Here is a 22,543-nt window from a genome sequence, read left to right on the forward strand (position 1 = left end):
TGAGACGATAGGATTTTTTAAAATCTATTTTTCAAAGACTTTATTCTGATTCAGTAGGCTTTTCGGCCTTTTTGATATCAATTTTAAGTTCTTCTTTTTTTGAATCGTAATCAATTATGATGTCATCACCTTCATTCAGATTTGAGGATACAATTTCTTCCGCCAAAGCATCTTCAACATACTTTTGAATAGCACGTTTTAATGGTCTGGCTCCATATTGCTTATCGAATCCTTTATCGGCAATGAAATCTTTGGCTCCATCGGTAAGGGTTAAGTTATAACCCAGGCCTTTAATGCGGTCTAGAAGTTTTCGCAATTCAATATCGATGATTTTATTAATATCTTCTTTTTCAAGTGTATTAAATACTACCACATCATCAATACGGTTCAAGAATTCGGGAGCAAACGACTTTTTAAGAGCGTTCTCAATCACGCTTCTGGCGTTCGCATCTTCCTGAGCTTTCTGAGACGCCGTACCAAAACCTATTCCGGTACCAAAATCCTTAAGTTTTCTGGCACCAATATTTGAGGTCATGATAATGATTGTATTTCTAAAATCAATTTTTCTACCTAAACTATCTGTTAAATAACCGTCATCTAAAACTTGGAGAAGCATGTTAAACACGTCAGGATGCGCTTTTTCAATCTCATCCAGCAAGATCACAGCATAAGGCTTACGTCTTACTTTTTCTGTTAACTGACCACCTTCTTCGTAACCTACGTATCCCGGAGGCGCACCAATTAAGCGAGAGATCGCAAATTTCTCCATGTATTCACTCATATCGATACGCACTAAGGCATCATCGCTATCGAATAATTCTCGTGATAGAATTTTAGCTAACTGCGTTTTACCAACACCGGTTTGTCCTAAGAAAATGAATGATCCAATAGGTTTATTCGGATCTTTCAATCCGGCACGGTTACGTTGAATAGCTTTAACTACTTTGGAAACTGCTTCATCCTGGCCAATTACTTTTCCTTTGATTAGGTTCGGTAATTCAGCTAATTTATTGATTTCGGTTTGAGCGATACGATTTACAGGAATACCAGTCATCATCGATACCACGTCGGCGACATTATCCTCAGTCACGATCTCACGATGTTGCTTGGTTTCTTCTTCCCACTTTTGTTGGGCAATAGACAGCTCCTTTTCAAGACGTTTTTCATCATCTCTAAGCTTTGCAGCTTCTTCATACTTTTGTTTTCGAACTACAGAATTCTTAGTCTCCTTTACGGCTTCCAGTTTTTTCTCTAATTCGAGTATTTGTTTCGGAACATCAATATTAGTGATGTGAACACGTGAACCGGCTTCGTCCAATGCATCAATAGCTTTGTCCGGAAGGAAACGATCAGTCATATAACGTGCCGTTAGTTTTACACAAGCTTCGATAGCTTCGGGTGTAAAATCTACGTTGTGATGTTCTTCGTATTTACTTTTAATATTGTTCAGAATTTCTATTGTTTCTTCAATGGTCGTAGGTTCTACGATCACTTTTTGGAAACGACGTTCTAAAGCACCATCTTTTTCAATGTACTGTCGGTATTCATCCAGCGTTGTAGCTCCAATACATTGAATCTCACCACGTGCTAAGGCAGGTTTGAACATGTTCGAAGCATCCAAACTTCCTGTAGCGCCACCGGCTCCAACGATCGTATGGATCTCGTCAATAAAGAGGATGACATCGTCGTTTTTCTCCAGCTCGTTCATTACGGCTTTCATACGTTCCTCAAACTGACCACGGTATTTGGTTCCCGCTACTAAACTTGCAAGATCCAGAGTTACTACACGTTTGTTGAATAAAATACGCGATACCTTTCGCTTTACAATACGCAAAGCCAAACCTTCGGCGATAGCGGATTTACCAACGCCGGGTTCACCTATAAGAAGTGGATTGTTCTTTTTACGTCGACTCAAAACCTGAGACACACGTTGAATTTCTTTTTCTCTACCCACAACCGGGTCTAATTTACCATCTTCCGCAAGGGCGGTAAGATCGCGACCAAAGTTATCTAAAACCGGAGTTTTACTCTTTTTATTGCTTTTTCCGGATGGGGCGTTGAAGATATTTTCTTTTGAATTATCATCATCAGCCTGAGCCGCATCATCATCAGAAAATGATTCCGCTTTAGGCTCTATATAATCGCTGTCGTTTGTAATCATTGATTTAAATTGTTCTTTAACATTATCGTAATCCACCTTCAACTTATTTAAAAGTTTTGTAGTTGGGTCATTTTCATTTCTTAAAATACACAACAATAGGTGGGCTGTATTTATTGAGGTACTTTGAAACAATTTGGCTTCAAGAAATGTTGTTTTCAAGGCACGTTCTGCCTGTCTGGTTAAATGTAAATTCTTTTTTTGATTCGAGGCTATTGTAATATTGGGGTTTGCAGGACTTAAAATTTCTACTTTACGTCTCAGGTGGTTCAAGTCAACCTCCAGAGCATTCAGAATGTTTATTGCCTTCCCATCGCCATCACGTAAAAGACCAAGCATTAAGTGCTCAGTACCAATAAAATCATGGCCTAAGCGCAATGCTTCTTCTTTGCTGTACGCAATAACGTCCTTTACTCTTGGTGAAAAATTATCATCCATAATCTATCCTTTCTGCTTTAAAAGTAATAAAACATTTCACTAAAGGCAAAAACTATACCTTAAATTAGATGTATGTTGCTAATTGACGAAAAAAAGTTTATAAAATCAAAATAATTAGTGGATTACTTATTAACTGAAAACACCCCTAAAATTGTTAATAAAAAACATGAAAAATACAGGCTGTACACCCTGCTATCCCTACCGAAATTATTATATTAGCACGTTATGAATTATGGATAAAAACTAAACTAATTTTATATGGCAGAAGGTGAAAAATTGATACCTATCAACATTGAAGATGAGATGAAATCGGCCTACATTGATTATTCAATGTCGGTCATTGTGTCACGTGCATTACCAGACGTTAGAGATGGTTTAAAACCAGTTCACAGACGGGTACTTTTCGGGATGCATGAATTGGGAGTTAGATCGAACTCCGCGTATAAAAAATCTGCAAGAATTGTGGGTGAGGTTTTGGGTAAATACCATCCTCACGGTGATACCTCGGTTTACGACACTATGGTACGTATGGCTCAGGAATGGAGTTTACGTTATATGTTGGTAGATGGCCAGGGTAACTTTGGGTCTATCGATGGCGATAGTCCGGCAGCGATGCGTTATACAGAGGCGCGTATGCGGAAGATTTCTGAAGATATGCTTGCCGATATCGATAAGGAAACTGTAGATCATCGTTTGAATTTTGATGATACTTTACAAGAACCTACCGTGTTACCCACGCGAGTTCCCGGGCTTTTGGTGAACGGTGCTTCAGGTATTGCTGTAGGTATGGCAACCAATATGCCGCCGCATAACCTAGCGGAAGTTGTTGATGGTACTATTGCTTATATTAATGATGATACCATCGAGATCGATGAATTGATAAAGCATGTTAAAGCACCTGATTTTCCAACAGGAGGTACTATTTATGGATACGACGGTGTTAAGGAAGCTTTCGAAACCGGTCGCGGTCGTATTGTGATCCGTGGAAAAGCCAATATAGAAGAGGTTAATGGTAGAGAATCTATTATTGTTACAGAGATTCCATATCAGGTGAACAAGGCGGATATGATCAAGAAAACAGCAGATCTTGTTAACGATAAAAAATTAGAAGGTATATCCACTATTCGTGATGAATCAGATAGAAACGGAATGCGAATCGTCTACGTTTTAAAACGTGATGCCATTCCGAATATCGTTCTGAATAAGTTGTTCAAATACACGGCTTTACAATCCTCTTTCAGTGTGAATAACATCGCATTGGTTAATGGGCGTCCGCAATTATTAAATCTGAAGGATCTTATCCATTACTTTGTAGAACATCGTCATGAAGTTGTTGTAAGACGTACAAGATACGAATTACGCAAAGCGGAAGAGCGAGCACATATTTTAGAAGGTCTTATTATTGCCTCAGATAATATTGACGAAGTTATTGCTTTAATCAGAGCGTCATCTAATGCTGAAGAAGCTCGTGAAAAATTAATTGAGCGATTTAAACTCACTGAAATTCAAGCGAAAGCGATCGTGGAAATGCGCTTACGTCAGCTTACCGGATTAGAACAGGATAAGCTGCGTTCTGAATATGAAGAATTAATGAAAACCATTGAAGATCTTAAGGATATCCTCGATAAGAAATCGCGTAGAATGGATATCATCAAGGAAGAACTTGAGGAAATTAAGAGTAAATATGGTGATGAACGTCGCTCTACTATTGAGTATGCCGGTGGCGATTTAAGTATTGAAGATATGATCCCTGATGAAAAAGTGGTTATCACTATTTCTCATGCGGGTTACATTAAACGTACATCGCTTTCAGAATATAAAACTCAAAATAGAGGAGGGGTTGGACAAAAAGCCTCAACAACCAGAAATGAAGACTTCCTGGAGTATTTATTTGTTGGAACGAACCATCAATATATGTTGTTCTTCACTCAGAAAGGAAAATGTTTCTGGATGCGTGTTTATGAAATCCCGGAAGGAAGTAAAACATCGAAAGGTCGTGCTATTCAGAACCTGATCAATATTGAGCAGGATGATTCTGTAAAAGCATTCATTTGTACGCAAGATCTGAAAGATGAAGACTACATCAACAGTCATTATGTCATAATGGCAACGAAAAATGGTCAGGTTAAGAAAACTTCTTTGGAGCAATATTCAAGACCAAGAACCAATGGTATCAATGCGATCACCATTAAAGATGATGATGAATTACTGGAAGCAAAATTAACAACTGGCGAAAGTCAGGTTATGCTTGCGTTAAAATCCGGTAAAGCCATTCGATTTGAAGAAGCAAAAACACGTCCGATGGGACGAAATGCTTCCGGTGTTCGAGGGATTACATTGGCTGGACCTAAGGATGAGGTTGTTGGTATGATCGCTGTTAATGATTTTGACAGTAATATCCTTGTGGTTTCTGAAAACGGTTACGGAAAACGTTCAAGTCTGGAAGACTACAGAATTACAAATAGAGGCGGAAAAGGTGTTAAAACCATTTCTATTACAGAAAAAACCGGTAATTTAGTAGCCATAAAAAATGTCACTGACGATGACGACCTGATGATCATCAACAAATCAGGAATCGCTATCCGTATGGCAGTTCAGGATTTACGCGTTATGGGTAGAGCAACTCAGGGTGTAAAACTGATCAATTTAAAAGGTAATGATTCTATAGCTGCTGTAGCTAAGGTGATGCACGATGAGGAGGAAGTTGATGAGAATGAATCTACGGATACACAGGCGTCTTCAGAAGATGGCACAACTCTTGATAATTCTAATGATGAGAATAATACAGATAACTAAATTAAATATTTTAAAAATGAGAAAACAATCACTTATAATTATAACCTTATTCATGAGCACTTTGCTGTTCGCGCAAAAAAGGGAACTGAGAGACGCTGAAAAGGCGATTAGATCTTCCAATTTTGCTGAGGCCAATTCAGCCTTAGAAAGTGCTAAGGCTATGATGTCTCAAATGGATGAGGATCTGAAATCTAAATACTATTATCTTAAGGCTGAAGCTTTATATGCCGAAGGTAAGGGGTCTTATGATGACATTCAGCAAGCCACAGAAAATTTGGGTAAAGTGACTTCTGATTACGTTCAAGAAGCCGGAGAATTCAAAACCAAAATGGCAAATGAGTTATTGAAGAAAGGGAATGACCTCTACACGAATAAAGATTATTCCAAATCATCAAAATACTTTGAGCAATCGTACAGATTATCTCCACAGGATACTACTTTTTTATATTATGCAGCGGCTACCGCTTTAAATGTTCAAGAATATAAAAGAGCTTTGAAGTTGTATGAGGAACTAAGAGATCTTGGTTATACAGGTGTTCATACAGAATACTTTGCTACGAATAAGGAATCCGGTGAAGAGGAAGTTTTTGATAAAGCAACCTGGGAATTGTACAAAAAATCAAATGATTATATTAAGCCAGGTACACGTCAAACAGAATCTAAACGCCCGGAAATCATCAAAAATATTGCCTTGATCTATATCAATGAAGGAGATAACGATAAAGCAATTGGTGCTATTAAAGCGGCTAGAGAGGAAGATCCGAACGACGTTAATCTCGTATTGAATGAGGCTAACATTTATCTCAAAACAGGAGATAAGGAGAAGTTCAAAGAACTTTTGGAAAAAGCTACTGAAATGGATCCTACCAACCCTGAATTATATTATAACTTAGGTGTTGTAGCTTCTCAAAATGGCGAAGCGGAGCAGGCAAAAACGTATTATGAAAAATCTATCGAATTAGATCCACAATATATTAATGCCTACATTAACCTGGCTGTTTTAACCTTGGCTGATGAGAAGGATATTATTAAAGAAATGAATGGTCTCGGTAACTCTGCTGCTGATAATAAACGGTATGATGAGTTGAAAGAAAAACGTCAGGATCTTTATAAAAACGCCGTACCTTATTTAACCAAGGCTATGGAAATAGATTCTGAAAATGTTGATGCAGCTCAGACTTTAATGAACATTTACAGTATTTTAGGTGAAACTGAAAAATACAAGGAAATGAAAGCTAAAGTTGCTGAATTACAAGGAAACTAAGATAAAATAAATACTCACTTTCTGATATAAAAAAACCTCCGGAATTTCCGGAGGTTTTTTTTATATAATCTTTTTAATAACACGGAGCTTGTGAGTATGCATGCGCCTATCTACATTGTAGATTCCGGAGTGGTCTAAACGATCAATACGAACCTTACCATGGGCATGTATGATGTAATTATCTTCCATAATAATACCCACATGAACGATGATACCTTCATGATTATCAAAAAATGCCAGATCACCCGGCTCACTTTCTTCAATAAAACTTAAAGCTTCACCCTGGGTAGCCTGTTGTGATGCATCTCGCAATAATTTATAGCCATTTAGTTTATAAACCATTTGGGTAAATCCCGAACAATCAATTCCAAAAGGCGTTTTACCGCCCCACAAATAAGGCGAATTCAAATATAAAAATGCGGTCTCTACTAATTTTTCTTTGGCCTTTTTTCCCTGTGTAGTATGACCATCATGATGATGATTCAAAAGGGTTAAACCGTTCAAGGAAGCTCCTAAAGGAATAGGATATAATTGCTGGTTGGAATCTTGAATAAATTCGATTAAATCTGCCGACATTTTAGGCGGCTTTTTCTCTAAAGCTTTATAATCTTCTTCAGAAATTTCGAAATATTGTTTATTGTCTACCCAGCATTCATAACCGTCGTAACTCAAGCGTATTTTGCTCCATGACTTTCGTTGTTCCAATATTTTAAATAGTTCACCGTACAACAACTGCGAGACCAACTCGCTGGTATCATCAGGTTCAATTCTAAGAGGAACAATACTTAAGTTACAAATTCCGTACTGCATTAAAATTTAATTACGTTCAAGAACCATGGCCGAAGCGCCACCACCGCCGTTACAAATAGCTGCAGCACCAATCTTAGCATTATTTTGTTTCAAAACACTCAATAAAGTAATCAAAATTCGCACACCGGAACAGCCCAACGGGTGACCTAAAGAAACTGCTCCACCGTTTACATTTACTTTATCATCGCTGAGTCCAAGAATTTTCATATTGGCCAGGCCAACAACGGAGAAGGCTTCATTAAACTCAAAATATTCTACATCATCTAAGGTAATACCAGCTTTATTTAAAGCCTTTGGAAGCGCTTTAGCTGGGGCTGTAGTAAACCATTTAGGCTCCTGAGCAGCATCGGCATAACTCTTAATAGTCGCAATAGGTGTTAAACCTAAGGCATTTGCTTTTTCTTTGCTCATCAAAACCATGGCCCCGGCGCCGTCATTGATCGTGGAGGCATTGGCAGCTGTTACTGTTCCATCTTTAATGAAAGCAGGGCGTAAACTGGATACTTTATCCATTCGTATATTTTTGAATTCCTCATCTTCAGTAACTACCAGATCGTCACCACGACGTTGCGGTACACTAACAGGAACAACTTCATCATTAAATTTTCCGCTTTCCCATGCAGCAGCAGAGCGTTTGTAAGACTGAATGGCGAAAGCATCCTGATCTTCACGGCTGAATTTATATTCCGTAGCGCAGGCATCAGCACAAACACCCATGGCATTTTGGTCGTACGCATCAACCAGACCATCCTTTTGCATACCATCAATTAAAGTGGTCGGACCAAATTTTGTAGCAGTTCTGGCGTGCAAATAATGAGGAATTAAACTCATATTTTCCATACCTCCGGCTACAACAATATCATTATCGCCCAGTGCAATAGACTGAGCAGCTTGCATTACAGCCTTCATGCCTGAGGAGCAAACTTTATTTACCGTTGTACATGGCACAGTATCCGGAATTCCAGCATAAATGGCAGCCTGTCTGGCCGGTGCCTGACCGGCTCCTGCCTGTACAACATGGCCCATTAAAACTTCCTCTACTAATTCCGGTTTTAAATTTATTTTTTCTAATGCACCTTTAATCGCAATAGCACCTAATTTCGGGGCAGGAACGGTAGAAAGTGATCCCATAAAACTACCTATTGGCGTTCTTGCATACGATACAATTACTACTTCTTTACTCATAACATCATCTTTAGTTTAGTACCCGCGAAATTAATCATTTTTTGGCACAAAGTGAATGATTCAGGTATCAGAAAACGGCGGCGGGCTATTATTTTTATTACATTTGAAAACCTATTTATTTTAAATGAAAGACTTTATAAACAAATTGTACAGAAACCATTCCCTGATCTACAAAGGATTATTGTTTGTTTGTACCACATTTGTTATTGTATATCTTTTTCCGAAAAGCGGAAAATTTAAATACAATTTTGAGAAAGGAAAGCCCTGGCAATCTGAGAACCTTTATGCACCTTTTGATTTTGCTATAAAAAAATCAGAAGATGAAATTTCCGCAGAAAAAAAAGCTGTTACGGAAAACGCTACCCTGTATTTTGACCTGGACAATGGTATAAAATCTGCTGTAGATGAAGCCTACAAACAGGAATTTCAAAAAACTTTTGCTGATTCAGTTCCCAACCGTCGGTTAAATCACCTTTACAATGCAGGACAGGCCATCATTAATGATATTTACGATTATGGTGTTCTAGATGAGAATTATAATTTTTCAAACGACAGAACTATTGCGATTTTAGATGGACGAGTTAAAAAGCAGGACGGATTATTTTCGGATCTTACCAAACAGGATCATCTCACAACCATTATAAATTCAGACCTTAGCAAGGAAAATCTTCAGGATTATAAAACCGTATTTACCTCCTTATTTTTTGATCTAATTCAACCAAATTTAAAATTCGATAAAGTTTTCACGGATAAGGCGCTCCAGGAAAGTTTAGATAAAATTATTTACACCCGTGGAAGTATTGAACGGGGAACCCTAATTGTAGCGAAAGGGGAAGTAGTTCAGGGCGATAAATTTCAAATATTAAAATCACTGGAATTGGAATACCAGTCGCAGGTATGGAATCAAACCAGTTTCTATTGGGTGTTATTCGCCTATACGTTACTAGTCTCACTAGCCCTTTTGATGCTTCTTTTATTTTTGAGAAAATACAGACCTGACGTTTTTGATAATAACACCAAGGTGACCTTCATTTTCTTTAATATCTTTTTAATGGTTTTTTTAACCACTCTGGTGATCAACTACAATTCTAAATATATTTATGTAGTCCCCATTTGTATCATGCCCTTAATATTCAAGGCGTTTTTTGATGCCCGCTTAGGTCTTTTTGCACACGTTATAACCGTATTACTACTAGGGTTTATAGTTCCCAATAGTTATGAATATATGTTCCTCCAGATTATTGCAGGAATTGTTACGATCCTTACGGTTTCTGAGTTGTACAAACGTGCGAATTTATTTATTTCTGTAGGGCAAATTACGTTGATATACATTGTTGCCTATTTCGCCTTTTTCGTAATCCATGAAGGCACTATAGAAACTTTAGAGTGGACGGTTTTCGGACTCTTTATTTTAAACGGTCTGGCAACACTATTTGTGCAACCTTTGATATATGCGTACGAAAAATTGTTTGGGCTGGTAAGTGATGTGTCGCTTTTGGAATTATCGGATACCAATTCAAAATTACTTAAAGAACTGTCGAATGTAGCACCAGGAACATTTCATCATTCGTTGAATGTTGCGAATTTAGCTGAAGCTTCGGCAAATGAAATTGGAGCAAATGCTATGTTGGTAAGGGTAGGAGCCTTGTATCATGATATTGGTAAAATGAAAAACCCTACGTACTTCATTGAAAACCAATCTACAGCAATAAATCCGCATGACGAATTATCCGCCAAGGAAAGTGCCAGAATCATTATAAATCACGTTATTGATGGTATCGAAATTGCTCGAAAGAATAATTTGCCGGACCGTGTTATCGATTTTATTCGGACACACCATGGTACAAGTTTGGTGTATTATTTTTATGTACAGCATAAGAAGGATTTTGATGAAACCGATACGGCAGATTTCACGTATCCCGGACCCAAACCTTTTAGCAAGGAAACCGCTATTTTAATGATGAGTGATAGTATCGAGGCGGCTTCAAAAAGCTTGAAGGAACCAACCACTACAAAGATCGATGCTTTTGTAGAGAATATCATTGATAAGCAGATCGAGGAAGGGCAATTTTTAAATGCCAATATCACTTTTAAGGAAATCCAGTCGATCAAGAAGGTGCTTAAATTAAAGCTCGCGAATATCTATCATTTAAGGATCGAATACCCGGAATAAAAAAATAAATAAAAAGTTGCGTTGTTCTTTTGATTAAATTACATTTGCAACCGCAATTTTATTGCACAAGTTCTTATTAGAATTTAGGAGAGGTGCCAGAGTGGTAATGGAGCAGATTGCTAATCTGTCGACGCGCAAGTGTCGCCCGGGTTCGAGTCCCGGTCTCTCCGCTAGAAATGGATGAACAATCTTCGCATCTGAAAAAACAGGAAGAATATGGATAGCGTCATGAAAGGAATTACGGCTCGACAGCTTGCCCTTTCAGAAAAATAGTCTGTCGGACTATTTTTTAACGCCCAATTCGGGGTGTAGCGTAGCCCGGTTATCGCGCCTGCTTTGGGAGCAGGAGGTCGCAGGTTCGAATCCTGCCACCCCGACAAATTAAAGCGAGGAACTCTTGTGGAAAGCTCGCTTTACTAAAGGAGTGGAATGGTTTAATTTGCAACAAATCCAATCAGGATCAAAGCAATTAATCCTGCCACCCCGACAAATTAAAATGTGAATTTTTTACACATGGTCCGGTCGCGTAGCTCAGCTGGATAGAGCATCTGCCTTCTAAGCAGACGGTCACAGGTTCGAATCCTGTCGCGATCACCATTATTTTAACGTAAAGTATTGATTTTCAATACTTTACGTTATTTTTTTACAATCGTTTTCCCGCTATTTTCCCGTAATCTAGCCAAGTATTCGGCTAATAGTTGTTACTATCTGTTAGTATTATGCACAAAAAGTAATTAAATTGTTGCTGAAATTAAAAATGAATTTGGTTTAAAAAGGTTGTTTTTTAACTAACATATTGCTTTTTAAAGACTAAAACCAATAAAAAAGGAGTTACACTATGCAACTCCTTATCTTACCATAAAATACCTTTAACACTATTTATTTGGATGCACTACCCGGATAAAATGTAAGCGTTCCGGTAAAAACATGATCGGTTTGATGTTCTGGTATAAATCCGTCCGGGAAGTTAGCCCAGCCACCTTCAATAAGGTTCACCCAACTGTCTGTGTAACCACCTCCTGTAGCACCCTCAAAACGACCTGTGCCGCCAGTAAACTCAAAAGCATCTCCGAACCAAAGCTCATAATAAGGGTCATCAAAAATTTGATATATTTGACCTATAACACCTGGAGGTGGAATGTTATAATACAACGCGTCTCCGTTTGCAGCTACAAATACACCTTCTCCTGCTTTATATTGGAAATTAGGACCGCCGCAAAATGAGATGATCGTAGTAAATTTTCCCAAGTGGGTGCCCTCACCTTCACCAACCTGATAATTACCGGCACTACCAAAATCTTCTTCAGGAACGTCTGAAGCATACGCTGAACAATCGGGGGTAAACGAATAATCTCTAAGCGTATAAAAAGTTGCTTTGAATGGTACCGTAATGGCCTTTTGTGCTGCCATTTTTAAAGAAATGCCATCAGTAGGTTCTGTACTTTGAATTTGCTCATTGGAACAAGAAAGAATAAGCAATAAAGATGTTAGGGCTGTCATAAATGCATGTAAACGATTCATTTTTTTTAAAATTTAGATATTTTTAATTTAAATAATGTAGAACCGAAAAGGTAGAAGAGGTGGTTGGTTAAGCTAATTCACTACATTAATCTCGTAGCTGTTTTATACCAAAAATTGATATCACTTGTGCTTAAAGTATTGAAATATAGTAAGATAAGTAATATTTTTTAATGATGAATATCAGAAATTACCAAAAAATAATTTTCTATTTTTAGTGGTTATTCCAAATAGGTTAAAATATTTAAAACGCAAATGTTCAACTTATTGAAGTTTTATTTTTTTATTCAATTTTATTGCAAACAACTATCATCTTTTTCTCCTTTAAATCTTTAGTAAAAAATAAATAGGCCTCGCCACCATCGGAGATATTGAATTTTTGTCGAATTTGTTTCACGTTCTCTGGAAAATTCCTTGTAGTTATATTAGCCTTTTTGATTCCAACTTTTTTGATGTCTTTTTTATTAAAAGGAATCACATTTTCAATCATAAAACGACGTCCGGGAAATTCGATCAAAGTTTCATTGGTATATAAATGGGTATGCTTGTGAAGTTTGTTTATCTTATATTTTTCAGCAATCATTTGAAATGCTCCGGCTTTTAATATTGATGCGTTAGGTTCATAAAGATAGGATAGCGGTTCACTATAATGAGCATGGGCTTTTTTTTCTTCTTCTAAATTAAATTGAAAGATCTCTGTTTTCTTATTTTTTAAATTTACAGTGATCACTTCCACCGTACCTGAAAATCCTTTTTGAAGAATCCAGAGCAATTCTTTAACCTCGTTATTTACACTAACAACATGAATTTGCTTTACGCTCTTAAGTTCGTTTAATCCGGCACTTAGGTCTAGTAAAGGAGCTGTTTTAATGAGGATATCCTTGCTATGATCAAATAGGATATTTAAATTTTCGGGTACATTTGGTAAGCAATCCTTCAGAAAAAAAACACGGCTTTTGTTGGCGTCTCGTCGAGATGGGTCTACATAGATCCAATCAAAAATATCTTTGGAATTTTTCAGATATTCCAAACCATCGGAGGCAATACACGTTATGTTTTCCACTTCCAGAGCAGAAAAATTATGAGTAACAATTTGAGATAAATCAGGATTAATTTCACAATGCGTAACCTGATCAATTGCTTTAGAAAAATAAAAAGCATCCACTCCAAAGCCACCTGTAATATCGATCAATGATTTTCCAGATATCAATGTTGATTTATAATCTGCTGTTCTTTCTGAGGAGGTTTGCTCAATATTCAGCTTATTTGGGTAATAAATATTTTTAGAATGAAACCAGGTTGGTAATTTCTTTTCACAACGCTTTTTTGATTCGATCTGTTGAATGAGATCGTCGGTAGTAACATCCGGTAACTCCGGTTGTTTTAATACCAGTCCGGGTAAGTCGGTATTTAAATTTTTATTGATAAATTCCTGAACCTCTGTATTTAAAACTGCCGTGTTCAAAAGGATCCCATTATAAATTTCGGGTTAATTTTTTAACGAGCTTATTTTCGGATAAAAATTCTTTTAAAATCACCTTTAAAGAAGTATAGGTCGGAATGGCAATAATTAAACCTACAATACCGAATAAAATTCCGGCAATAAGGATCACTAAAAAGATCTCTAAAGGATGCGATTTAACGCTTTTTGAATAAATGATAGGCTGACTACCAAAATTATCGATAAGCTGCCCGATACCGAAAACAACTAAAACACCCAATGTTTTTGGTAATATTACTTCACTGAAACTCATACCTAAATTGCTGGTCATGGTTAAAGTGATCATAATAATCAATCCGATCAATGGTCCCAGGTAGGGAATTAAATTAAAGAGAGCACAAAGGAAGGCGATCACTACCGCATTATCGATACCTACTATAAATAAGCCAATTGTGTAAACAATAAAAAGTACGAGAATCTGGAAAATAAGTCCAACAAAATAACGGGACAAAAGATCTTTGATTTTAACATACGACTTTTTCCATCGCATTTCATTATTTTCCGGAACAAGAGCCGTTAAACTGTTCTCAAGTAAATGACTGTCTTTTAGAAAGAAAAATGAGATAAATAACACCGAAAAAAGCCCAATACTAAAACTTCCTAAACTACTGATAACACTATTCAGGAAATTTGGGATCATGGAATAATCGATATTATCCAGGAGGTTTGAAGCTTTAAAGGATTGTTCAATGTCAATCTGCCTTAAGTTGAAATAATTAACAATTTCAGAATAGAGATCTTCAACATTTCGTTGTAAATCGTTAATGTTAAGCAGGGATAGATTCTGTCCTTGTTTTAGTACTAATGGGACAAACAGACTCATCAAACCCAAAAAGACACTGAGTAAAAACACAATGGTAACAACAACGGCGATGGTGTTTTTAAATTTTAACTTATTCACCAGAAAAATAACGATGGGCCGTCCGATCAATGAGATCACTGCGGCAATGGCTACATAACTGATCACGGAGCGAATTTCGTAGAGTAAGTAACAAAGCAAGGCCACACCAACAATGATGGCTACGGCTTTCAGGATTCCTTTCGAAATATCGTTCGAGTTCATGCGGTAAATATACTAATTTGAATTTAGCAAAAAATGCCTGTTTTGCTATTCTTTTTTGTTAATTGAGATTTTATTCCGAGGTATTTTGAAGTTGTGAAGTGATCTCATATAAAGCAATCGTGGATGCCTGAACCACATTCATGCTACTATTAAGGCCAAACATATCGATGTGCAAAACGGTATCAGATAATTTTAAAACCTCTTCGGAAATGCCTTCATTTTCTGCACCAACTATCAGAGCGATTGGTTTCTCACCCGCAAATTTGTACTTCCTAATAGGAGAACTATTCTCGGTGATCTCTAGAGAAACAAGTTTATAATTTTCATTTTTTAATTGTAGCAAAACACTGTTGATGTCTTTTTCCATTTCAAATGAAACAGTTTTTTCTGTTGCTCTTGATGTCTTTTTAATTTTTCTACCCAAATGGATATGCTCTCCACAAAGTATAAGTTTCTCAATTCCAAAGGCATCTGCCGTTCGAAATAAACTTCCAATATTTGGTGCATTGTTTACATTATCGCAAACTAATACGATCGGAAAACGTCGCTCTTTGAATTTGGAATTATAATGTGTAAGCTGTTTCATTTTTAAAAACCGCTTTTAATGCACTAATGTTCGAAAACGTATTTTACAATATTGGCACCCATTTCCAATGCTTGTTCCCGAATTTCAGGTGGGTCGTTGTGCACTGCAGGAGATTCCCAGCCGTCACCAAGATCGCATTCGTAAGTAAAAAGTATTACAAGTCGGCCATCATTAAAAATTCCGAAAGCCTGCGGTCTTTTGCCATCGTGTTCATGAATTTTGGGAAGTCCTTTTGGGAATTTATAAAAAGCACTAAAAATTGGATGATCTGCTGGTAGTTCGATGAGCTCTTTATCAGGAAAAACTTTTTTAAGTTCACGCTCAATATATGGTTTCAGCCCGTAATTATCATCGATATGTAAAAAGCCGCCTGATAACACATATTTTCTAAGGTTTGCCGCTGTTTCATCATCAAACAATACATTACCATGGCCCGTCATGTGTACGAATGGATATTGAAATATCTCCGGGCTTTCAGCTTCCACGGTAGGGACGTTTGGATCTATTTTGGTGTTAATATGTGTATTACAAAAAGCTACTAAATTTGGCAAAGACGTAGGATTGGCATACCAGTCGCCACCGCCCTTATATTTTAAAAGTGCGATCTCTTGAGCATTTGTAGCTATTGCTAAGAAGCAAAAACTTAAACTCCAAAAAAGGTATTTCAATATATTTTTATTCATTTATAAAAGCTATGGAATGACAAGCCACTATGGCTGCTGTTTCAGTTCTAAGTCGGGTGTCTCCAAGTGATATCGGTTTAAAACCGGAATTACGCGCTTCAGTAATTTCCCGGGATGAAAAATCACCTTCCGGACCGATTAAAATGGTAACGTGAGAACCCGGTTTTAATTCTGTTTTAAGCGATTTTTTTTCGGTTTCCTCACAATGGGCAATATATTTTTCACCTGTAAATTTTTCCTTTATGAAATCATCAAACAGCGTCAGATCATCAAGTTCCGGCATGTAATAATGTAAGGATTGTTTGGTTGCCGCTTGAATTACTTTTTCGTACCGCTCTTTTTTTATCACGCGTCGTTCACTATGTTCACAAAGCAGTGGTGTAATACGATCAACCCCGATCTCAGTAGCCTTTTCCAAAAACCATTCGAAACGATCGTTCATTTTGGTTGGAGCTACAGCAAGATGAACCGTGTATGGACGAGGCGGTTGCTTCGTTTTTGAAATAATGGCTACTGAACATTGCTTTTGATCCGGTTGCAAAATTTCAGCTTCAAAAAGCCACCCTTTTCCATTCGTTATAGTTAAAAGATCTCCTTTAGCTTTTCGAAGCACCTTAACAATATGCCTACTTTCATCTTTATCAAAACTAAAGGTGTTGCTGTTTTCATCAATATGAGGTGTAAAAAATAATTGCATGGTTTTAAAGCTTCAATCTGGCAGTGGCTGTAATACTTTGTTTTGAAAAATTGCCTTCAAGATATTTTAAATATCCCACAATAGCGATCATTGCGGCATTATCAGTAGTGAATTCAAATTTAGGAATATATGTGGTCCAACCAAATTTTGATTCGCCCTGTTTTAAGGCATTGCGAATTCCTGAATTGGCAGAAACGCCACCACCGATAGCTATATGCCTGATTCCTGTTTCTTTTGAAGCCAATTTTAATTTGTCTATTAAAATTCTGATGATCGTATATTGAATGGATGCACAAATATCATTCAGGTTTTCTTCAATGAAATTTGGATTGGATTTGGTTTCTTTTTGAATGAAATAAAGGATAGCTGTTTTCAATCCGGAGAAGCTAAAATTTAATCCATCAACCTTAGGTTTCGTGAATTTAAAGGCTTTGGGATTTCCTAATTTGGCACGTTTGTCTATTTCAGGACCGGCAGGGTAACCCAACCCAAGTATCTTTCCACTTTTGTCGAAGGCTTCTCCAACCGCATCATCAATAGTTTCACCAATAACGGTCATTTCAAAATAATGATCCACGCGAACAATCTGTGTATGACCTCCGGAAATGGTAAGCGCTAAAAACGGAAAAGGCGGTTTTTTAAATCCGGGTTCATCAATAAAATGGGCCAGAATATGGGCTTGCATATGATTAACATCAATGAGTGGAATATCTAAACCATAAGCTAAAGATTTAGCAAAAGAGGTGCCCACAAGTAAACTTCCCATTAAACCGGGGCCTCTGGTAAAAGCTACCGCCGCAAGTTGTGATTTTTCAATACCTGCTTTTTTAAGCGCTTGATGTACTACAGGGACAATATTTTGTTGATGTGCTCTGGAGGCAAGTTCCGGCACTACACCGCCGTAAGCTTCATGTATTTTTTGGCTGGCTACTTCATTGCTCAAAATCTGACCATTATGGATCACGGAAGCCGCGGTATCGTCGCAAGATGATTCAATTCCGAGAATAAAAATATTTTCTGAGTCCATATGTGAATTTTAGGCACAATAATTGTTAATTTTGAACAAATTGGAAGTCTTTGCTATGCTTCATGTTCGTAAGTACAAAAATAGGCTATTCAAATTTAAATCATAACTCTTAACTCCATCAAAAAAGCATTTAAAATAACGTATAAAATTATTGGCATCCTCTTGATGCTATTTATTATTTGCGTTTTAGTACTTTCCATTCCGCCTGTTCAAACGGCTTTGGGAAACTATGCTACCAAACGACTCAATGAAGATTTTGGAACGAACATCAACATTGATAAGATCGGGATGCAACTTAACGGTGACGTTCAAATCAAGAAAATATACATTGAAGATTTTAAACAAGATACCTTAATCGCCATTGATGAACTCAATACCTCGATCATTAGTTTAAAAAAGATATTCAACAATAAACTCACTTTTGGAGATATTGATATTCAGGGTCTGGTTTTCAATATTAGAACTTATAAAGGTTACAAGGACACCAATTTGGATGTTTTTGTGGCCAAGTTTGAAGATGACAACCCGAGAAAGGAAAAAAGTGATTTTTTAATGTCTTCCAGTGATGTGAATATTAATGATGGGATATTCCGTATTTCAGATGATAACAATCCGGATTCTAAAGGTTTGGAGCTTGATGATCTTCATATTAATGCTACGAATTTCCTGATCAAGGGGAGTGATGTAAGTGCCCGAATAAATAAACTAGCTTTAAAAGATAGTCGAGGTCTGGCTGTTAAAAATATGATGACCAATTTCGAGTATACATTAACGGGAATGACCTTTGATGATCTTGAAATAGAAACACCAAGATCGATAATAAAAGGATATCTTAAGTTTACCTACGATCGTAAGGATTTACAATATTTTGTTGATAAAGTAAAGATAGACGCACAATTACGAGATTCTAAAATTCAGTTGGATGAGTTGAATACTTTTTATAACGAATTCGGGAGAGATCAATACGCGCGTTTGGATGTAGATATCAGTGGAACCTTAAACGATTTGGATGTTAATAAACTGGATCTGGTAAGTAGGAATACGCGAATTCGAGGAGATATCAACTTTAAAAATGTCTTTAGTAAAGAAAAAGGAGGTTTTGAAATGGACGCCCAATTTAGCAATTTAACATCTACATATTGGGATCTCGATGCCATAATGCCTAACGTTTTAGGGAAAGTAATTCCTACTGCTTTTGAAAATCTTGGTAAGTTTAAAATTACTGGAACTTCTAATGTCACAGCCTCAACTGTTGATGCAGATATAAATATCAATACGGATCTTGGGTTGGTTGATGCTAATCTTAAGATCAATAAGGTGAATGATATTGATAATGCCGGATATAAGGGAACACTTAAATTCGATCAGTTTGATTTTGGAACTTTTTTGAATGATCCCAAAGTTGGAAAAGCTTCATTAGATTTTGATGTGGATGGTAAAGGTTTTGTAGCCGAAAAAATAAACACGGCTGTAAAAGGAGATATTTACAATATTGAATACAACAATTACAATTACTCCAGCATCAAGGTTGCCGGGAATGTGCGAAATAAAATTTTTGATGGAAACTTAATAGCAAACGATAAAAACCTAATATTGAATTTTACCGGATTTGTTGATTTTTCAGAAAAGGTGAACAAATATGATTTCGAGGCTGAAGTGAGTTATGCAGATTTAAAGGCTTTAAATTTTGTAAAAAAGGATGATATATCCATTCTAAAAAGCTCGGTAAAAATGAACATGAATGCCAGCGGTTACGATGATGCTTATGGTAAAATTGTGTTTAAAAACACCAGTTATAAAAACCAAAATGATACTTATGTTTTCGATAACCTTACATTAGAATCAAAATTTGTTGATGGTACCCGTTTTATAGACATTCTTTCTCCAGATATTATAGATGGCCACATGGAAGGAAAGTTTAAGTTCAGAGATCTGAAAAAACTTTTTGAAAACTCTATAGGTTACATTTATACCAATTATAAGCCCAATAAGGTTGAAACAAATCAGCATATCGATTTCAATTTTAAAATTTATAACAAAATTATCGAAGTTATTTATCCGGAACTGAGTTTAGGAAAAAATACCTTTATTCGAGGGCGGGTGGATAGTGATGAAAAGAAATTTCGTTTAACTTTTAAATCGCCGGAAATTACGTTTCAAAAGAACTTTGCCAACAATATAGAGTTGCAGGTAGACAATAGTAATCCGCTTTTTAATACCTACCTGGAAATTGACAGTTTGAACACCAAATACTACGAAGTTTCTAAATTCAATTTGATAAATGTTACGGTTAATGATACTTTATTTGTACGCTCCGAATTTACGGGAGGTAAACAGAACAATGATAAATTCAATTTGAGTTTATATCATACGATAAATAAGGATAATGAGTCGGTAGTTGGATTTAAAAAATCCGATATTACGATTAAAAATAATAAATGGTACATTAATGAAGATAAGAACCAGAACAATAAAGTTTCGTTCGATAAAGGTTTAACAACCTTTAATATTGATAAATTTAGGATTAATCATCAGAACGAAATAATCAGGCTATCGGGTTTCGTTAAAGACTCCACTCAAAAAGATATTAAACTGAATTTTACTGATGTCGATCTGGCGAAAATAACACCGGATATAGATAGTTTGTCATTGGCTGGAAAAGTGAATGGTAAATTAGATATTTTACAAAAAAATGGTAGTTATTTACCCAATTCAAGTGTGGTAATTGACGACTTTGAGGTTAATGATTTTATGCTGGGATCTTTTGACGCCAGTATTAAGGGTAATGAAGATTTAACCAATTACACGGTAGATGCTTTTATTAAAAATGATACGGCGAAATCATTTAATGCAAAAGGGAATATTTCTGTTCAGGGAAAAAGCTCGAAAATTGATGTGTCACTTAATTTTAACAAGTTCAATTTAAAGCCATTAAACCCTTTGCTTCAGGACGTGCTTAACAAAATTAGGGGACAGGTAACAGGCAAGGTAGATGTTGTAGGCGATTTATCCAAACCGGGTTTTGATGGTGATTTGACGCTGGAAAATGCCGGATTGGGTATTCCGTATCTTAACGTAGATTACGATTTTGAACAAAAGTCTAGTGTCACACTAAAAGACCAAACTTTCATTTTCAATTCTATTGGTATAACAGATACGAAATATAAATCCAAAGGTATTTTCAAAGGTCGTTTAAGTCATGAAAATTTTTCTAATTGGAGTTTAGATTTGGATATTCAAACAGATCGATTATTGGTTTTAGATACTCAGGAATCTGATGAAGCGCTTTATTACGGTACCGGTTTTATAGGAGGAGAAGCCACATTAGAGGGGCCAACGGAAGCTTTGGTAATTAGTGTTGAAGGCGCAACAAAAGCAGGAACCGTTTTTAAAATTCCATTAAAGGACACAGAATCCTTTGGAGACAATTCGTATATACATTTTATAACTCCCGAAGAAAAAAGTGCCAGAGAAAAAGGGGAGGAGATCGTATTTAACGAAATAAAAGGATTAGAACTTGATTTTGATTTAGATATTACGGAAGATGCTGAGGTGGAAATTATAATTAATAAAGATACCGGACATTCCCTGAAAGGCCGCGGACGAGGTGGTATTTTGGTTGAAATAAACACCAATGGAAAGTTTGATATGTGGGGGGATTTCTCCGTATTCGAAGGTGTATATAATTTTGCTTATGGAGGTTTGGTGCAGAAAGAATTCACGGTACAACCCGGTGGTACCATTGCTTGGAATGGGGATCCTCTTGACGCACAAATTAATATGAAAGCTGTTTATAAAACGCAAGCTAATCCATCGCCTTTATTGGATAACCCGGTAAACAGAAGTATCCCGGTGGAATTGATTATTGAACTAACCGGAAATCTGGAACAACCCGAACCAACATTTAATTTTGATTTTCCTAATGTGAATTCAGCCATTAAATCAGAGTTGCAGTACCGTTTGGGAACCGATGAGAATATTAGTAATCAGGCTTTATATTTTCTTGCTAGTGGAGGATCGTTTCAAGGACGAGGATTTAATGATATAAGCTTGTCGGGTACAATTGCCGAGCGTCTTAATGGTATTATTGGCGGTATTTTTAGTTCGAAAAATGGTAAATTCAATATGAATCCTTATTTTGAAGCCGGACAAAATACAGCCGATTATCAAACAGATAATAGAGTAGGCTTTACTTTGCAAACCCAGATAAGCGATCGTGTATTAATTAATGGTAAAGTGGGTGTGCCTGTAGGAGGTGCCGGTGCTACCGAAACGGTTGTAGCCGGTGATGTTGAGATTAATTTTCTGTTGAATAAAGAGGGAACCCTAACGGCGCGCGTGTTCAATCGTGAGAACAGCATTCGAAATTTTGGAGAGAATATTGGTTACACACAAGGTATCGGTTTGTCATATAATGTAGATTTTGATACCTTTAAGGAACTGCTCCGAAATATTGTAAAGAAGAATACTAAGGCCAAAGAAGATACTAAAGAACAACCCGTAGAAACCGAGGAAAAAGTAATTCCTGATGTATCACCGGCGAGTCAAATCTAGAAAATCACCTATTTATTACCCCTTGTATACCAAGGGATTCGATTAATTTATCAACTAAAACGTTATAGTTTCTATTCCTGATTGAAAATA

Annotated in this window: 14 protein-coding genes and 3 tRNA genes; 7 read left to right on the forward strand and 10 right to left on the reverse strand. The window is 36.6% G+C overall.

The genetic code is table 11. The features are described from left to right. Positions 1-40: 40 nt before the first annotated feature. Positions 41-2,596, reverse strand: coding sequence for an ATP-dependent Clp protease ATP-binding subunit (locus ABD682_RS11230; RefSeq protein WP_344741459.1), 2,556 nt, complete (start codon positions 2,594-2,596; stop codon positions 41-43). A 258-nt stretch (positions 2,597-2,854) separates the two neighbouring features. Here ABD682_RS11230 and gyrA point away from each other — a divergent pair, with 258 nt between their 5' ends. Together gyrA and ABD682_RS11240 are read left to right on the forward strand one after the other, a co-directional pair. Then, the gene (gene gyrA / locus ABD682_RS11235) at positions 2,855-5,392 is read left to right on the forward strand and encodes a DNA gyrase subunit A (protein WP_344741460.1); all 2,538 of its coding nucleotides are present in this window, start codon (positions 2,855-2,857) and stop codon (positions 5,390-5,392) included. 16 nt (positions 5,393-5,408) lie between these two features. Next, on the forward strand, positions 5,409-6,656 hold the full coding sequence (locus ABD682_RS11240) for a tetratricopeptide repeat protein (RefSeq protein ID WP_344741462.1): 1,248 nt from the start codon (positions 5,409-5,411) through the stop codon (positions 6,654-6,656). 60 nt (positions 6,657-6,716) lie between these two features. Here ABD682_RS11240 and ABD682_RS11245 read toward each other — a convergent pair whose 3' ends face one another. After that, positions 6,717-7,466, reverse strand: coding sequence for a C40 family peptidase (locus ABD682_RS11245; protein ID WP_344741463.1), 750 nt, complete (start codon positions 7,464-7,466; stop codon positions 6,717-6,719). Between the two features lie 6 nt (positions 7,467-7,472). Next, positions 7,473-8,651: an acetyl-CoA C-acyltransferase gene (locus tag ABD682_RS11250; protein ID WP_344741465.1), complete on the reverse strand. Its 1,179-nt coding sequence runs from the start codon at positions 8,649-8,651 to the stop codon at positions 7,473-7,475. Positions 8,652-8,775: 124 nt separating this feature from the next. Between ABD682_RS11250 and ABD682_RS11255 the strand changes: the two genes are divergently transcribed. The 4 genes from ABD682_RS11255 (at position 8,776) to ABD682_RS11270 (ending at position 11,421) form a co-directional block, all read left to right on the forward strand. Beyond that, positions 8,776-10,824 (forward strand): HD family phosphohydrolase, encoded by a 2,049-nt coding sequence (locus tag ABD682_RS11255; RefSeq protein WP_344741467.1) that lies wholly within the window; start codon positions 8,776-8,778, stop codon positions 10,822-10,824. An 86-nt stretch (positions 10,825-10,910) separates the two neighbouring features. Continuing rightward, positions 10,911-10,994, forward strand: a tRNA-Ser gene (locus tag ABD682_RS11260). A 132-nt stretch (positions 10,995-11,126) separates the two neighbouring features. Further along, positions 11,127-11,201 (forward strand) — tRNA-Pro (locus ABD682_RS11265). Between the two features lie 143 nt (positions 11,202-11,344). After that, positions 11,345-11,421: transfer RNA gene (locus ABD682_RS11270), tRNA-Arg, on the forward strand. Positions 11,422-11,703: 282 nt separating this feature from the next. Here ABD682_RS11270 and ABD682_RS11275 read toward each other — a convergent pair. The 7 genes from ABD682_RS11275 to tsaD form a co-directional block, all read right to left on the reverse strand. Then, a complete protein-coding gene (locus tag ABD682_RS11275; protein ID WP_344741468.1) occupies positions 11,704-12,345 on the reverse strand; it encodes a hypothetical protein in 642 nt (213 codons plus the stop codon). Between the two features lie 280 nt (positions 12,346-12,625). Beyond that, positions 12,626-13,807 carry a THUMP-like domain-containing protein gene (locus ABD682_RS11280; protein WP_344741470.1) on the reverse strand — a complete coding sequence of 394 codons (1,182 nt, stop codon included), beginning with the start codon at positions 13,805-13,807 and terminating at the stop codon, positions 12,626-12,628. A gap of 10 nt (positions 13,808-13,817) precedes the next feature. Further along, positions 13,818-14,906 carry an AI-2E family transporter gene (locus ABD682_RS11285; protein ID WP_344741472.1) on the reverse strand — a complete coding sequence of 363 codons (1,089 nt, stop codon included), beginning with the start codon at positions 14,904-14,906 and terminating at the stop codon, positions 13,818-13,820. A 70-nt stretch (positions 14,907-14,976) separates the two neighbouring features. Beyond that, positions 14,977-15,492 carry a TrmH family RNA methyltransferase gene (locus ABD682_RS11290; protein ID WP_344741473.1) on the reverse strand — a complete coding sequence of 172 codons (516 nt, stop codon included), beginning with the start codon at positions 15,490-15,492 and terminating at the stop codon, positions 14,977-14,979. 23 nt (positions 15,493-15,515) lie between these two features. After that, complete coding sequence (locus ABD682_RS11295) at positions 15,516-16,175, reverse strand: DUF4159 domain-containing protein (protein WP_344741475.1); 660 nt, start codon at positions 16,173-16,175, stop codon at positions 15,516-15,518. Continuing rightward, positions 16,168-16,872, reverse strand: a complete 705-nt coding sequence (locus tag ABD682_RS11300; protein ID WP_344741477.1) for a 16S rRNA (uracil(1498)-N(3))-methyltransferase — start codon at positions 16,870-16,872, stop codon at positions 16,168-16,170. Before ABD682_RS11300 ends, ABD682_RS11295 begins: the two co-directional genes overlap by 8 nt. A 4-nt stretch (positions 16,873-16,876) precedes the next feature. Beyond that, positions 16,877-17,899 (reverse strand): tRNA (adenosine(37)-N6)-threonylcarbamoyltransferase complex transferase subunit TsaD, encoded by a 1,023-nt coding sequence (tsaD, locus tag ABD682_RS11305; protein WP_344741478.1) that lies wholly within the window; start codon positions 17,897-17,899, stop codon positions 16,877-16,879. Between the two features lie 165 nt (positions 17,900-18,064). Here tsaD and ABD682_RS11310 point away from each other — a divergent pair, with 165 nt between their 5' ends. Further along, entirely contained in the window at positions 18,065-22,453 is a 4,389-nt protein-coding gene (locus tag ABD682_RS11310; RefSeq protein WP_344741629.1) for a translocation/assembly module TamB domain-containing protein, read from the forward strand. The last annotated feature ends 90 nt before the right edge of the window (positions 22,454-22,543 follow it).

Source organism: Gaetbulibacter aestuarii (assembly GCF_039537665.1).
Classification (GTDB): domain Bacteria; phylum Bacteroidota; class Bacteroidia; order Flavobacteriales; family Flavobacteriaceae; genus Gaetbulibacter_A; species Gaetbulibacter_A aestuarii.

What these genes read in the sequence shown, in the direction of transcription:
- ABD682_RS11285 (WP_344741472.1), bottom strand. Translation starts at nt 14,906, where the DNA reads ATGAACTCGAACGATATTTCGAAAGGAATCCTGAAAGCCGTAGCCATC.
- ABD682_RS11275 (WP_344741468.1), bottom strand. Translation starts at nt 12,345, where the DNA reads ATGAATCGTTTACATGCATTTATGACAGCCCTAACATCTTTATTGCTT.
- gyrA (WP_344741460.1), top strand. Translation starts at nt 2,855, where the DNA reads ATGGCAGAAGGTGAAAAATTGATACCTATCAACATTGAAGATGAGATG.
- ABD682_RS11230 (WP_344741459.1), bottom strand. Translation starts at nt 2,596, where the DNA reads ATGGATGATAATTTTTCACCAAGAGTAAAGGACGTTATTGCGTACAGC.
- ABD682_RS11255 (WP_344741467.1), top strand. Translation starts at nt 8,776, where the DNA reads ATGAAAGACTTTATAAACAAATTGTACAGAAACCATTCCCTGATCTAC.
- ABD682_RS11250 (WP_344741465.1), bottom strand. Translation starts at nt 8,651, where the DNA reads ATGAGTAAAGAAGTAGTAATTGTATCGTATGCAAGAACGCCAATAGGT.
- tsaD (WP_344741478.1), bottom strand. Translation starts at nt 17,899, where the DNA reads ATGGACTCAGAAAATATTTTTATTCTCGGAATTGAATCATCTTGCGAC.
- ABD682_RS11295 (WP_344741475.1), bottom strand. Translation starts at nt 16,175, where the DNA reads ATGAATAAAAATATATTGAAATACCTTTTTTGGAGTTTAAGTTTTTGC.
- ABD682_RS11290 (WP_344741473.1), bottom strand. Translation starts at nt 15,492, where the DNA reads ATGAAACAGCTTACACATTATAATTCCAAATTCAAAGAGCGACGTTTT.
- ABD682_RS11240 (WP_344741462.1), top strand. Translation starts at nt 5,409, where the DNA reads ATGAGAAAACAATCACTTATAATTATAACCTTATTCATGAGCACTTTG.
- ABD682_RS11245 (WP_344741463.1), bottom strand. Translation starts at nt 7,466, where the DNA reads ATGCAGTACGGAATTTGTAACTTAAGTATTGTTCCTCTTAGAATTGAA.
- ABD682_RS11310 (WP_344741629.1), top strand. Translation starts at nt 18,065, where the DNA reads ATGCTATTTATTATTTGCGTTTTAGTACTTTCCATTCCGCCTGTTCAA.
- ABD682_RS11300 (WP_344741477.1), bottom strand. Translation starts at nt 16,872, where the DNA reads ATGCAATTATTTTTTACACCTCATATTGATGAAAACAGCAACACCTTT.